The organism is Ottowia thiooxydans, assembly GCF_040548795.1.
Taxonomy (GTDB): Bacteria; Pseudomonadota; Gammaproteobacteria; order Burkholderiales; family Burkholderiaceae_C; genus Ottowia; species Ottowia thiooxydans_A.
In genome coordinates this window covers 99,727-112,581 of sequence record NZ_JBEPSH010000004.1, presented here as the reverse complement: position 1 = coordinate 112,581, position 12,855 = coordinate 99,727, and the positions used below count along the sequence as shown (strand labels likewise).

General features: G+C 59.4%; 13 protein-coding genes. 10 read left to right on the top strand and 3 right to left on the bottom strand.

The features are described from left to right. Positions 1 to 457 precede the first annotated feature (457 nt). Complete coding sequence (locus ABIE13_RS10180; protein ID WP_436278399.1) at positions 458 to 1,639, bottom strand: MFS transporter; 1,182 nt, start codon at positions 1,637 to 1,639, stop codon at positions 458 to 460. 91 nt (positions 1,640 to 1,730) lie between these two features. On the opposite strand from ABIE13_RS10180, the gene ABIE13_RS10175 reads away from it, so the two are divergent. Further along, positions 1,731 to 2,525, top strand: coding sequence for an AraC family transcriptional regulator (locus ABIE13_RS10175; protein ID WP_354443035.1), 795 nt, complete (start codon positions 1,731 to 1,733; stop codon positions 2,523 to 2,525). A 223-nt stretch (positions 2,526 to 2,748) separates the two neighbouring features. Here the strand turns inward: ABIE13_RS10175 and corA are convergent, their stop codons facing one another. Next, positions 2,749 to 3,735: a magnesium/cobalt transporter CorA gene (corA, locus tag ABIE13_RS10170; RefSeq protein WP_354443034.1), complete on the bottom strand. Its 987-nt coding sequence runs from the start codon at positions 3,733 to 3,735 to the stop codon at positions 2,749 to 2,751. A gap of 371 nt (positions 3,736 to 4,106) precedes the next feature. On the opposite strand from corA, the gene hpf reads away from it, so the two are divergent. The 3 genes from hpf (at position 4,107) to hprK (ending at position 6,071) form a co-directional block, all read left to right on the top strand. After that, on the top strand, positions 4,107 to 4,436 hold the full coding sequence (hpf, locus tag ABIE13_RS10165) for a ribosome hibernation-promoting factor, HPF/YfiA family (RefSeq protein WP_028606051.1): 330 nt from the start codon (positions 4,107 to 4,109) through the stop codon (positions 4,434 to 4,436). Positions 4,437 to 4,600: 164 nt separating this feature from the next. Then, positions 4,601 to 5,071: a PTS sugar transporter subunit IIA gene (locus ABIE13_RS10160; RefSeq protein WP_354443033.1), complete on the top strand. Its 471-nt coding sequence runs from the start codon at positions 4,601 to 4,603 to the stop codon at positions 5,069 to 5,071. Positions 5,072 to 5,117: 46 nt separating this feature from the next. Continuing rightward, positions 5,118 to 6,071 carry an HPr(Ser) kinase/phosphatase gene (gene hprK / locus ABIE13_RS10155; RefSeq protein WP_354443032.1) on the top strand — a complete coding sequence of 318 codons (954 nt, stop codon included), beginning with the start codon at positions 5,118 to 5,120 and terminating at the stop codon, positions 6,069 to 6,071. Between the two features lie 239 nt (positions 6,072 to 6,310). Here the strand turns inward: hprK and fur are convergent, their stop codons facing one another. Beyond that, complete coding sequence (gene fur / locus ABIE13_RS10150) at positions 6,311 to 6,745, bottom strand: ferric iron uptake transcriptional regulator (protein ID WP_354443031.1); 435 nt, start codon at positions 6,743 to 6,745, stop codon at positions 6,311 to 6,313. Positions 6,746 to 6,838: 93 nt separating this feature from the next. Between fur and ABIE13_RS10145 the strand changes: the two genes are divergently transcribed. The 6 genes from ABIE13_RS10145 (at position 6,839) to lptE (ending at position 12,829) form a co-directional block, all read left to right on the top strand. Next, positions 6,839 to 7,375, top strand: coding sequence for an outer membrane protein assembly factor BamE (locus tag ABIE13_RS10145; protein WP_354443030.1), 537 nt, complete (start codon positions 6,839 to 6,841; stop codon positions 7,373 to 7,375). Continuing rightward, positions 7,375 to 8,211 (top strand): 4-hydroxy-tetrahydrodipicolinate reductase, encoded by an 837-nt coding sequence (gene dapB / locus ABIE13_RS10140; protein WP_354443029.1) that lies wholly within the window; start codon positions 7,375 to 7,377, stop codon positions 8,209 to 8,211. The genes ABIE13_RS10145 and dapB overlap by 1 nt, the downstream gene beginning before the upstream one ends. 63 nt (positions 8,212 to 8,274) lie before the next feature. Beyond that, entirely contained in the window at positions 8,275 to 8,913 is a 639-nt protein-coding gene (locus tag ABIE13_RS10135) for a MotA/TolQ/ExbB proton channel family protein (protein WP_354443028.1), read from the top strand. Positions 8,914 to 8,989: 76 nt separating this feature from the next. Further along, complete coding sequence (locus ABIE13_RS10130) at positions 8,990 to 9,439, top strand: ExbD/TolR family protein (RefSeq protein WP_354443027.1); 450 nt, start codon at positions 8,990 to 8,992, stop codon at positions 9,437 to 9,439. A gap of 175 nt (positions 9,440 to 9,614) precedes the next feature. After that, positions 9,615 to 12,320 carry a leucine--tRNA ligase gene (gene leuS, locus ABIE13_RS10125; RefSeq protein WP_354443026.1) on the top strand — a complete coding sequence of 902 codons (2,706 nt, stop codon included), beginning with the start codon at positions 9,615 to 9,617 and terminating at the stop codon, positions 12,318 to 12,320. After that, a complete protein-coding gene (lptE, locus tag ABIE13_RS10120) occupies positions 12,317 to 12,829 on the top strand; it encodes an LPS assembly lipoprotein LptE (RefSeq protein WP_354443025.1) in 513 nt (170 codons plus the stop codon). Before leuS ends, lptE begins: the two co-directional genes overlap by 4 nt. Positions 12,830 to 12,855: the final 26 nt, after the last annotated feature.

Sequence of the window (12,855 nt, the reverse complement as noted above, 5' to 3'; positions counted from 1 at the left end):
CGCTTGGCCCGCTAACCTTTGAAGCGCTTGCGCGCAAGGGCCAGGGCGATTCAGAAAGCCGCGATCGTGTAGAACGCCAAGACTGCGGCATGGCGGCAGGCGCTCTCGGGCCATTGGTCCAGGAGCAGCGGCCTCACCAGATTTATCGCCGCCGATAGTGGCAACCAGTCCGCAATGCCTCGTATGAACCCGGTCAACTGTTCACGTGGGAAGAACACGCTGTATACCCCATCATCCAGTTGCAACGTCTGGCTTGGCTGATCGGCGCGTCCAACGCACGGGCTGGGTTGACGAGGCTGCACTGTATGACTTGGCCGAGTCGCACCGCGTGGACGATGAGAGAAAATTAGCTTCGGAGCTTCGGCGTCCCTGTGCTGGGGCCATCCCGATCCCGATCTTAGCGCTCGATGTTCTTACCGAACTGGCCAGGGCCGCGCGCCCTATTGGGCTGCGCGTCTCACGCGCCAATCTTCAGATCTCTGCCCGCCAGCACGCCCATGAACGCTGCCACCAGCGCAACGGCGGCGCACAAGCCCAGCGGCACATGCCAGCTGCCCAGTCCATCGTGCAGGGCGCCCATGGCCATGGGCCCTGCCGCAGCCAGCAGATAGCCTACGAACTGCGACATGCCTGAAAGCGCGGCCGCCTGACTTGCATTGTCAGTACGAAGACCCATGAAGGACAGTCCCAAAATGATGCTCGCGCCGGTTCCAATGCCGAACAAAATCGACCAGATGAGCGCAAATTGTGGCGCCATCAGAAACCCCAGCAGAGCAACGAACGAGAAGCCGGCTACCGCTGCAGCAGGCAGGCTTTGAGTGCGCCTGCCGCGCAACAATGGCGCGAGCAGCAGGCCTGGCACAGCTGTCGCCAGTTGGAGCACGCCATGCAGGGATCCCGCTTCGGCAGGCGACAGGCCGGAGTCGGTGAGGATAGTGGGTAGCCAGCTAACGGCAACGTAATAGACGGTTGAATTGAGCCCCAGAAACAGCGTAACCTGCCAGGCCAGTGGCGAGCGCCAGACCTTGCCTGCATCCATTGCTGCCGGCGCATCGGAAGTCGGTAGGGTGTGGCCGCGAAGTTGAGTTGTCCAGACAGCCAGGGCCGCCAGCGGCAGTATCAGCAGACTTGCAAGCGCGCCTACCCATCCCACTGACTGAGCCAGAGGAACGACGGCGGCTGAGCCTAGCGCCGCAGCGACGCCCATTGACAGGGCGTAAGCTCCTGTGAGCGCGGCAATGCTGTTGGGAAAGTCCCGTTTGACCAGGCTGGGCAGCAAGACATTGCCGGCCGCGATACCCACGCCTATCAAGCTGGTGCCGACATACAGGCACCACAAGGCATCTGCGGAGCGCAGCAGAATGCCCAGCGCAATGACGAGCAGAGCTGTAAAAAGCGTACGTTCCAGCCCGAATTGGCGCGCCAGTGTCGCGCTCAAAGGCGACAGCAGGGCGAACGCAATCAAGGGCAGGGTGGTCAGCGCACCCGCTGCCGTGGTTCCCAGTCCGAAATGGGCCTGAATAGGCGCTAGCAGCGGAGGCAATGAAGTGATCGGGGCACGCAGGTTGGCCGCGATGAGCAAGATGCCAATCAGCAGCAAGGTTTTGCTAGTTGAATTTCGATAGGACACGGCGTGCATGTGCAAGCTTTCTCTGCATTGGGGGGCTGATCTGACTTTATTTATCTTTTTTTGATCAAATAGAGAAGAAAAGACAATTAATATCCAAATAGTGACAATCAGCCTTGCCCTGAACCAATCGCTGCAGCGTTTCGATCCGGACGCGGCAGATTGCGCGGCTGCGGCGCTACTTTTGGACGTGGCCCACAACGATGTGGAGCAACCGGTGCATCAGCACCGCAAGGGGCAATTGGTGATGGCCTTGCGTGGTGGGGTGGTGTGCGAGGTCTCCAAAGCGAAGTGGATGGTGCCCCCCCATCACGCAGTGTGGATCCCAGGGGGAATGCCTCACAGCAACCGCGCCACGAACAATGCGCGCATCTGTTTTCTATTTGTCGAAGCACAGGCTTCGCAGATGCCCGACAAGTGCTGCACCCTGGTGATAAGTCCCATGGTCCGGGAGCTCATCCTGTATCTCGCCGAGCAGGGCCTTTCCTATCCCAGGCAGGGGGCCGCTGCGCGTGTCGCCGCCGTGCTCCTCGAACAATTGGCCACGGCGCCCGTCGAGCAACTTCATCTGCCCATCTCGGACCACCCCAAAATCCGCACCATTACAGACGTTTGGGAGATGGACCCCGCAGATCGCCGTACGCTGGTGCAGTGGGCCGACCAACTGGCGCTCAGTGGTCGCTCGCTGGCGCGGCTGGTAGAACGCGAAACCGGGCTCAGCTTCGGTCGGTGGCGCCAACAATGGCATCTGATCGTCGCCCTGCGGCAACTGGCGGAAGGCGCTCCGGTTCAGCAGGTTGCCAGCAACCTCGGCTACGACTCGGTGACGGCCTTCATCACGATGTTCAAGAAATCGCTGGGTAAACCACCGGCGCGGTATTTTGCGTCGCTGCGCTAACGCAATTCATGGGCAAGGAGCGGACCATGCGCAGCATGGTAGCGTGGGGGCCTACTTTCACCGCCGGGCCGCCCCAAGATGAAAGCGGCCCCCTCGGGGGGCAGCGGATCATGCGCAGCAGGGTAGCGTGGGGGCCTACTTTCATCGCCGGGCCGCCCCAAGATGAAAGACGGCCCCCTCGTCGGGGGGCAGCGGACCATGCGCAGCAGGGTAGCGTGGGGGCCTACTTCAACCAGCCCCGACGCCTGAAATACCACATGGGAAGCAGCGCGCTGGCGATCATGACGCCGATGGCCCAGGCGTAGCCAAACTGCCAATCCAGCTCCGGCATGAGCTTGAAGTTCATGCCGTAGATGCTGGCCACCAGTGTTGGAGGAAGCAGGGCCACACTGGCCACGGAGAACAGCTTGATGATGCGGTTCTGGTTGATGTTGATGAAACCGACGGTGGCATCCATCAGGAAGTTGATCTTGTCGAACAGGAAGGTCGTGTGACCATCGAGTGAGTCCAGGTCGCGCAGAATCTGTCGGGCCTCATCAAACTGCTCTGCACCCAGCATCTTGCTGCGCATCAGAAAGCTCACTGCGCGGCGGGTATCCATCACGTTGCGCCGGATGAGGCCGTTCAGGTCTTCCTGTCTGGCTATGGCTGCGAGCACTTCGCTGGCCAGAGAGTCGGTCACGTTATCGGAGAGCACTTTCTTGCTGGCCATCTCCAGCTCGTCGTAGATGCCTTCCAATGTATCGGCGGAATATTCGGCATCGCCGTCGTAGAGCTTGAGCAGCACTTCCTTGGCGTCGGCCAGCAAGCCAGGCATGCGGCGGGCGCGCATGCGCAGCAGGCGAAATGCGGGTACCGACTCGTCGTGAATCGAAAACAGCACCCCATGGCTGCGCAGGTTTTCATTGACGAGGTTCAGGATGAAAGCCACGCGTTCCTGGCGAGGTTCGTCCCAGTCGGCAACCAAAAAGTCGCTTCGGATGTGAAGTTCGCCGTTATCTTCTTCGTAAAACCGTGCGGATTCCTCAATGTCCTCGTCCATCGCATCTTCTGGAATCGACAGGCCGTAGTACTGCTTGATCCAGCGCTTTTCCTCGGGCGTGGGGTCTTCGAGGTCAACCCAGATGGGGCGGAACTGAGAAAGCTCTTCCAGAGACTCGATCTCTTCCTGGAACAGCCGCCCGTTGGTGAGCGTGAAGATGTTGAGCATGGTTCCCTCGGCGTGGACGAACTCTGGCAATAGTGGGCGTTAGCTAGTCTCTGTCCGGAGAGAGAAACGTCAAGAACGGGCGATTTCAGCGCGAAGTCCGGAGAAAAAGTTCCTCAGAGCGTCTTCAAAGTCTCCGCGCGAGGAGACTTTGAACACGCTCTCAGGCCAAGCATCCGCGACGAACGAAACAGCCGGCGATTATGGCATCGCCACATGACCCTCCTGACCGATAGGGCGGGTTGCTTTTGCTTGGTTTCACAGGCATAGTGGTTCTAAGTGACCAGAGTTTGACGTGAGTGCAATTTTTTCCGTGGTTGCCCAGCCGTTACGCAGGGCAGTCTGTTTCACCCTGAGGCCAAAGGAGGCTCTTCATGAACTTGACGATCAGTGGACACCATCTTGAAGTCACCCCCGCGTTACGCAGTTATGTAACCGGCAAGCTGGACCGGATAACCCGGCATTTCGACCAGGTGGTCGACGTGAAAGTCCTCCTGACAGTTGAAAATCAGAAGGAAAAAGACAAACGTCAACGAGCGGAATGCAACATTCGTGTCAAAGGAAACGATTTGTTTGCTGAAAGCGCTCACGAGGATCTGTATGCCGCAGTGGACGATCTGATGGATAAACTAGACCGTCAGGTGGTGCGCCACAAGGACAAGCTGCAATCCCATGATCATGCGGCTGCCAAGCATTTGATGTAGGATATTATTACAACAACGAGCGAAGACTGTAGACTCCATCTTGTAAGCCGCCGCGGGCAGCCGGGCGGCTTTCTTTTTTCACGGTTTCTGGAGCTGGAGCAGGTATTGGCAATGTTGGCCGGCTGTCATCCTGGCGTACAGGGAGCATAATTCGCGTCGAACCCATGAACCGACTTGCGTCCATTCTTCCCGCCTCACAGGTACTGGTTGGCGTTGATGCCACCAGCAAGAAGCGCGCCTTTGAAGAGGCGGGCTTGCTATTTGAGAACCTGCATGGCTTGTCGCGTGCCTTGATCACCGACAGTCTTTTCGCGCGCGAGCGCTTAGGTTCCACGGGCCTGGGCCACGGGGTAGCCATCCCCCACGGCCGAATCAAGGGCCTGAAGGCGCCTATGGCCGCCGTCCTGCAGCTGACTCAGCCCATCGGCTTTGACGCTCCGGATGAGCAGCCTGTGCGCCTGCTGATCTTTCTTCTCGTCCCTGAGGCGGCCACGCAAAAGCACCTGGAGATCCTCTCAGAGATCGCCGAACTGCTGAGTGATACCGGCTTGCGCGAGAAAATAAAGTCCGCTTCAAGTGTCGAATCGCTTCACAGTCTGATCGCCGACTGGCAACCCGCATTACCCGCAGCATGAGCACGGGCGTGGGCTTGTCGGGCGCTGGCACACGCTTTTCTTTGCCATGAAGCCCTCCGCCATCAGCGCTGACGTACTGTTCGAGGACCACCGCGCCATTTTGCGCTGGCAATGGGTCGCAGGCCTGGGATCGCCCGAGCGCCGGTTCGATGAAGTTGCCGTCAGGGCTGCGCGCTCCAGTGCCGATCTGGTCGGGTATTTGAACTACATCCATCCCTACCGGGTGCAAATCCTGGGAGAGAGAGAGGTGGCCTACCTCAGCAATGGCTCGGCTGCAGACTGTGCACGGCGCATTTCGCGTATCGTCACACTGGAGCCACCCGTGCTGGTGCTCTGTGATGGCCAAAGCGCCCCGGATGCCCTTGTTTCTCTTTGTGAACGGGCCCAGATTCCGCTATTTGCCACTCAGGAATCGGCTGCATTCGTCATCGACGTACTGCGCGCCTATTTGTCCAAGCATTTTGCCGATCGCACCACCATGCACGGCGTCTTCATGGACATCCTCGGCCTGGGTGTGCTGATCACCGGTGAATCCGGGCTTGGCAAGAGTGAGTTGGGGTTGGAGCTGATCTCGCGCGGCAACGGCTTGGTAGCCGACGATGCTGTCGACCTGTTTCGAATCAACCAAACCACCATCGAAGGGCGTTGCCCTGAGCTGTTGCAGAACCTGCTCGAAGTTCGCGGCATCGGTTTGCTCGATATCCGTGCCATCTTTGGAGAAGCGGCAGTGCGCCGGCGCATGCGCTTACGCCTGATCGTGCATCTGGTGCGCCGTGAGACCATGGAGCGTGACTACGAACGCATGCCCTACGAGCCACTCACCCAGGAAGTGCTGGGCGTACAAATCCAGAAAGCTGTGATCCAGGTGGTGGCCGGGCGCAACATCGCTGTGCTCGTTGAAGCTGCGGTGCGCAACCACATCCTGCAACTGCGCGGCGTGGACACCTATCAGGAATTCGTGGAGCGGCATCGGCGGGCGATGGAAAAAGGCGGCGAATAGGCCACCGGTGGCCTGCCGTTTCTTTCTGCTGCCGGCTGTTCTCCTGGGAGCGCCAAGCTCCAGCTTGGCTATTCAGCGCTTGCAGGAGTCCCCGAAATTGCCAAGCCGGAGCTTGGCCTCCCAGTAAATAGTCCCCTGCTTCCGGCACGCCCCAGCGAAGCTACAACAGTCCCCCCACCGCGTCGGCCCTGTCAGCAATTTCAGTCGACCAGAAAAGCACACAAGCAGAGCGCTTGGCGTTACTTCCTGACGGCCCTGTGCGGGCACCCAGTCTTGATGCAGTTGGCGTAGAGGCTGAGCGCGTGATCGGCAATGACAAAGCCCTTGAGCTTGGCCACGTCGTTTTGGCGTGCTTCGATCTCGGCATCGTAGAACTCTTCCACGTGGCCGCAATCCAGGCACACGAGGTGATCGTGATGCTGTTCCTCACGCAGTTCGTACACGGCCTTGCCGGTCTCGAAATGGTTGCGACTAAGAATGCCAGCCTGCTCGAACTGCGTGAGCACGCGGTAAACCGTCGCCAGGCCGATATCAGAGTGATCGGCCAGCAGTAAGCGGTAGACGTCTTCGGCCGTCATATGCCGCTGATCGGCCTTCTGGAAAATTTCCAGAATCTTGAGCCGAGGCAAGGTGGCCTTGAGGCCCGTACTCTTTAGTTCGTCAATGTTATCCATTCTGTCGCCGCTACAATGTCCAGCCGTATTGTGCATGAGCTGGGATCAATGTCTCCATCGCCCCAAACCCTTGTCCGCGAACCTCTGCGGACCATGCGGACGCTTATGGTGGTCAGCATGACCGCCGCGCTGGCCGTCACACTGACGGCCTGCAGCAGTTTTAACCGTGCCACACTAGGTGTGGCTGACGCCATAACGCTCTATAAACCAGAAGTGGTGCAGGGGAACTTTGTCTCCAAGGAGCAGGTGGCCGCATTGCAGCCTGGCATGACACGCCTTCAAGTGCGTGACGTCCTGGGTACCCCTTTGCTCGCCAGTGTTTTTCACGGTGATCGCTGGGATTACGTGTTTTCCTTGCGACGCCAAGGCGTAGAGCCGCAAAACTTCCGCCTGACGGTGTATTTTGAAGGCGACACATTGGCGCGTTTCGAGGGCGACGACATGCCCAGCGAAACTGAGTTTGTTCAGCGCATCAGCCGCAAACGAGACGTGAAGGTGCCCGTTCTGGAGGCTACTGAAGCCCAACTGGCCAACTTCCCGGCTCGAGCCGCTTCAGATGCGCCCGCTGCGGCCCCGGCTACAGATGTCGCACCTTCGGGCAACTACCCTCCATTGGAAGGGCCCCGCTGATGGAAAATTCTGCTACAGCGGCTGGCTCCCAGTCGCGGCACCGCATCGCGGTTGCGGGCGCCAGCGGCCGGATGGGCCAGATGCTGGTGGACGCCATCCAGGTCGCTGACGACTGCCAGTTGACAGGCGCACTTGACCGTGCAGACAGCCCTGTTCTTGGCCAGGACGCCGGCGCGTTCCTCGGGCATGCCACGGGCGTTCGCATTACCTCGGATTTCGCAGCGGGCCTGAAAGGCGCGCAGGTACTGATTGATTTCACTCGGCCAGAGGCGACCATGGCGCACCTGGCGGCCTGCCGCGCGCAGGGCGTGGCGCTGGTCATCGGCACCACGGGCTTTTCGGATGCGCAGAAAGCCGAAATCGCAGACGCCGCCAAGCACATTGCCATCGTCATGGCGCCCAACATGAGCGTCGGCGTCAATGTGACATTCAAGCTCCTTGAAATGGCGGCCAAGGCGCTGTCCACGGGCTATGACATCGAAGTCATTGAAGCTCACCATCGCCACAAGGTGGACGCTCCCAGTGGCACAGCCCTCAAAATGGGCGAAGTGATTGCCCAGGCCCTGGGCAAGGACCTGAAAGATTGCGCCGTGTATGAACGCTTTGGTCATACTGGCGAGAGAGACCCCTCGACTATCGGCTTTGCCACCATTCGAGGCGGGGACATCGTAGGCGACCATACCGTGATGTTTGCTGGTACTGGCGAACGCATTGAAATCAGCCATAAGGCAGGCAACCGGGCTGGCTACGCTCAAGGAAGCTTGCGTGCTGCACGGTTTCTCGGCGACAAGCGTCAGGGTCTTTTTGACATGTTTGATGTCTTGAACTTAAAGTGACCCAACCCCTTAAGCCGCCCAGCCAAGCTCGTTCCGCGGTTAATGATTGAGACCTGAAACTCCATGAATTTGCAACAAATTTTTTCGCAAAGCGATGCCATCGGCAAGATGGTGGCCGTCTTGCTGCTCTTGATGTCCATTGCAAGCTGGGTGGTCATACTCTACAAAGGATGGTTGCTGCGCCGCGCCAGCGCCAACGTGGCCACTACTGTGGCGGCTTTCTGGCAGGCGCCTTCGCTCGAAGAGGGCGCGGCCCAGGCGCGCAAGCTGGACCAAGGAGCGCTGGTAGTGCCTTTGATCGAGGCCACACAAAAGCCGGCGATCGGCACATTGGCTGCCGCAGGTGACCGGGCCCAGCAACTCACGCGGGTTCTGCGCGATGCCTTGCATGGCGTGCTGCATCGCCTGCATTTTGGTCAGGTCCTGCTGGCCACGATCGGTTCAACGGCCCCTTTCGTGGGCTTGTTGGGCACCGTGTGGGGTATCTACCATGCACTCACCGGTATCTCCGGCAGCGGGCAGATTTCCATCGACAAGATTTCGGGGCCTGTGGGCGAAGCGCTCATCATGACCGCTGCAGGCCTGGCAGTGGCCATTCCCGCCGTGTTGGCCTATAACTGGTTTGGCCGCATCGTCGGGCGTATCGAGGCGGATCTGGAAGGTTTCGCGCGTGATCTGCGGGAGTTGACTTCACACAACTGATGAATCGCGAGTCCATGCTCTCTGAGTTCTCTCGTTTCACCGGCTGGATTGGCGCACAGCGCCTTGGATAACTGATATGGCTTTCGGAAGACTGGAACGTGCCAAGGGCACCGAGCCCATGAGTGACATCAACGTCACACCGTTGGTGGACGTGATGCTGGTTCTGGTGGTTATTTTCATCATCACGGCGCCGCTGCTGGCAAGCTCCATCCGTCTGGATCTGCCCAAGACAGACGCCGCCAAGCCTGGCGATCCACCCAAGTTTGTCACTCTGGTGGTGGACAAAAGCGGGCAGACCTTTTTCAACGACAGGCCGGTCAACCGCCACGAGATGATTCTTGCGCTGACGGATGCCGCTCGCGCAGACGCGCAGACCGAAGTGCAATTGCGTGCGGATCAAACGGTGCCTTACGGTCGCGTGGTCGAAGTCATGGGCGAGGCCCAGAAGGCGGGCCTGAACCGTATCGGCTTCGTGGCCGATGCTCCTGTGCAAGCCTCCCCGCCCGGTCAAGCAGCCAGCCGCTAAGGTCCTTAATTTGGAGTCTGCGAAAAGTGGCGGGCTCGTTAAAACTTTTCGGCCGGGCTGTTTTTGCCCCTTGAGAGGCGGTAAAAACGCAGCTGTGGCCAAATAACCCGGCTGAAAGCAGTTCGGCTAGATTTTCGCGCGTGAACTCATGCTGCGCGCCACCTACAATTTGCCCATGGAAGAAAAATACAGCCACCGCGAGGTCGAGGCAGCCGCCCATACACACTGGCAGGCCATGGACGCCTATCGCGTAAGAGAAGACGCGAGCAAGGAAAAATACTACGCTTGCTCCATGCTGCCCTATCCCAGCGGCAAGTTGCACATGGGCCATGTGCGCAACTACACCATCAACGACATGCTGGCGCGCCATTTGCGCATGAAGGGCTACAACGTCCTGATGCCCATGGGCTGGGATGCGTTCGGCCTGCCCGCGGAGAACGCGGCGCTCAAGAATGGCGTTCCGCCCGCCAAGTGGACCTACGACAACATCGCCCACATGAAGGGGCAGATGAAGGCCATGGGCCTGGCCATTGACTGGAGCCGTGAGGTCGCCACTTGCGATCCCAGCTACTACAAATGGAACCAGTGGCTGTTCCTGAAGATGCTGGAAAAAGGCATTGCCTACCGCAAGACCCAGGTCGTCAACTGGGACCCGGTCGATCAAACCGTGCTGGCGAATGAACAAGTCATCGACGGCCGCGGCTGGCGCACCGGTGCGCTGGTTGAAAAGCGTGAGATTCCAGGGTACTACCTGAAGATCACCGACTACGCTGAAGAACTGCTCGAGCACGTGCAGCGAAAATTGCCTGGCTGGCCCGAGCGCGTCAAGCTGATGCAGGAAAACTGGATCGGCAAGAGCGAAGGTGTACGCTTTGCATTCACGCACGACATCCGTGGCGAAGATGGCCAGCTGATCCAGGATGGCCAGATGTACGTCTTCACCACGCGCGCTGACACCATCATGGGCGTCACTTTCTGTGCCGTTGCACCGGAGCATCCGCTGGCAACGCATGCCGCCAGGACCAACCCGGCGCTGGCCGAGTTCATCGAGCAGTGCAAGCAAGGGGGCACCACAGAGGCGGAACTGGCCCTGCGCGAAAAAGAAGGCATGCCTTGCGGCCTTTCGGTCACACACCCGCTGACCGGGGAAGAAGTACCCTTGTGGGTCGGCAACTATGTGCTGATGAGCTACGGCGATGGCGCTGTGATGGGCGTGCCGGCGCACGACGAGCGCGATTTCGCATTCGCTCGCAAGTACAGCCTGCCGGTCATCCAGGTCGTGCACGTCGATGGCCTGCACTATGACTACGAGCAGTGGAATGATTGGTACGGTGACAAAGAACGTGGCGTGACCATCAATTCCGACAGCTTCAGCGGAATGGGCTTCAAAGAAGCCGTCGATGCGGTGGCCAGTGCGCTGGCTGACGAAGGCTTGGGCGAGAAGAAAATCACCTGGCGCCTGCGTGACTGGGGTGTCAGCCGCCAGCGCTACTGGGGCACGCCTATTCCCATGATCCACTGCGATGCCTGTGGAACGGTGCCTGTGCCGGAGAAAGACTTGCCGGTGGTTCTGCCGCAAGATCTGGTTCCAGACGGCAGCGGCAACCCTTTGAACAAGAGCGAGGCTTTCCTTAAGGTGGACTGTCCTTGCTGCGGCCAGCCCGCGCGGCGCGAAACCGACACCATGGATACTTTCGTGGATTCGTCGTGGTATTTCATGCGCTATTGCGATCCGTCCAATGCCGAGGCCATGGTGGGCGACGGTACCCGTTATTGGATGCGCGACCAGCTGGCTCAGATGGGCGGCAGCGGCATGGACCAATACATTGGCGGCATTGAGCACGCCATCCTGCACCTGCTGTACGCTCGTTTCTGGACCAAGGTCATGCGCGACCTCGGCCTGGTCAGTATCGATGAGCCGTTCACACGCTTGCTGACCCAGGGCATGGTTCTCAACCATATCTATTCGCGCCGCACGGAAAAAGGCGGGCTTGAGTATTTCTGGCCCGCCGATATCGACCCCGTGCTGGACGCCGATGGGAAGCAGGTGGGCGCCAAGCTGAACAAGGCCGTGGGTGCCTTGCCGGCGGGCACGCCCATCGACTACGAAGGCGTGGGCACCATGTCCAAGTCCAAGAACAACGGCGTGGACCCGCAGGAGCTGATCGACAAGTACGGTGCTGACACCGCTCGCCTGTACACCATGTTTGCAGCACCGCCCGAGGCGACGCTCGAATGGAATGACGCCGCAGTGGAAGGAAGCTACCGTTTCCTGCGTCGGGTGTGGAATTTCGGCGCCAAGTTGAGAAGTGTGGAAAACGTGGCTGCGGTGGCCTTGCTGGCGGGCTCGGCCGCCCAAAATGGGGTGGTGCTCTCGAAAGCCGCCAAGGCCTTGCGCCATGAAGTGCACACTGTTCTGGGCCAGATCGACTACGACTACCAGCGCATGCAGTACAACACCGTTGTCTCTGGTGCGATGAAAATGCTCAACGCGCTGGAAGCTTTCAAGGGCGATGGTTCGCGCGGAGATGTGGCGGCCCAGGTGGAGGGCTTCTCCAAACTGTTGCGCGTGCTGTACCCAGTGACGCCGCATCTGACCCATGTCCTTTGGAAAGAGCTGGGTTTTGCGGCAGTGCAAGGGGGGTTGCTTGACGCCCCATGGCCAAAAGCCGATCCCGCTGCGCTGATTCAGGACGAAATAGAGCTGATGCTGCAGATTGGTGGGAAGCTGCGTGGATCTATCCTCGTGCCTTCCGGGGCCAGCAAGGAAGAGATCGAGGCCACTGCGCTGGCGAGCGAAACCTTCCTCAAACACAGCAATGGGGCCGCAGTTCGCAAGCTCATCATCGTTCCAGGCCGTCTGGTTAATATCGTGCTATGAGCACTTCTGTGAACACACGCCGGCGTTTTCTATTGGCCGCGCCCTTGCCTCTGGTTTTGGCTGGCTGTGGTTTCGCGCTGCGCCTGCCGCCGGAATTCAGCTTTCGCAGCATCTATATCGCCATGCCAGCGAACTCCTCGCTCGGCAACGAGCTGCGCAGGCAACTCATAGGCACGGGCCGGGTGCAAGTCATTTCTGACGTGGCCAAACGCAATGAGGCGGACGTCGTGCTCGAAGGTTTGCAGGATTTACGCGAACGTGTCGTGGTCGGCTTGAACGCTTCCGGGCAAGTGCGCGAGTTCCAACTGCGCGTGCGTTTCGGCTTTCGGGTTCGCACCTCGGATGGACGTGATGTGATTCCCAACACGGAAATCCTGCGCCAGATCGATCAGAGTTACAGCGAGACCGCCGCCTTGTCCAAAGAAGCGGAAGCGCTGATGCTCTACGACAACATGCAAGCCGACGTCGTGCAGCAGGTGTTGCGCCGACTGGCGACCATCAAGATTTGAATCAGCTTCTGCGGACTCATCCACCC

Coding starts and splice junctions, on each gene's coding strand:
- fur (WP_354443031.1), bottom strand. CDS start 6,745: ATGGATAACATTGACGAACTAAAGAGTACGGGCCTCAAGGCCACCTTG.
- dapB (WP_354443029.1), top strand. CDS start 7,375: ATGGAAAATTCTGCTACAGCGGCTGGCTCCCAGTCGCGGCACCGCATC.
- ABIE13_RS10145 (WP_354443030.1), top strand. CDS start 6,839: ATGCGGACGCTTATGGTGGTCAGCATGACCGCCGCGCTGGCCGTCACA.
- hpf (WP_028606051.1), top strand. CDS start 4,107: ATGAACTTGACGATCAGTGGACACCATCTTGAAGTCACCCCCGCGTTA.
- hprK (WP_354443032.1), top strand. CDS start 5,118: ATGAAGCCCTCCGCCATCAGCGCTGACGTACTGTTCGAGGACCACCGC.
- corA (WP_354443034.1), bottom strand. CDS start 3,735: ATGCTCAACATCTTCACGCTCACCAACGGGCGGCTGTTCCAGGAAGAG.
- ABIE13_RS10130 (WP_354443027.1), top strand. CDS start 8,990: ATGGCTTTCGGAAGACTGGAACGTGCCAAGGGCACCGAGCCCATGAGT.
- leuS (WP_354443026.1), top strand. CDS start 9,615: ATGGAAGAAAAATACAGCCACCGCGAGGTCGAGGCAGCCGCCCATACA.
- ABIE13_RS10180 (WP_436278399.1), bottom strand. CDS start 1,639: ATGCACGCCGTGTCCTATCGAAATTCAACTAGCAAAACCTTGCTGCTG.
- lptE (WP_354443025.1), top strand. CDS start 12,317: ATGAGCACTTCTGTGAACACACGCCGGCGTTTTCTATTGGCCGCGCCC.
- ABIE13_RS10160 (WP_354443033.1), top strand. CDS start 4,601: ATGAACCGACTTGCGTCCATTCTTCCCGCCTCACAGGTACTGGTTGGC.
- ABIE13_RS10135 (WP_354443028.1), top strand. CDS start 8,275: ATGAATTTGCAACAAATTTTTTCGCAAAGCGATGCCATCGGCAAGATG.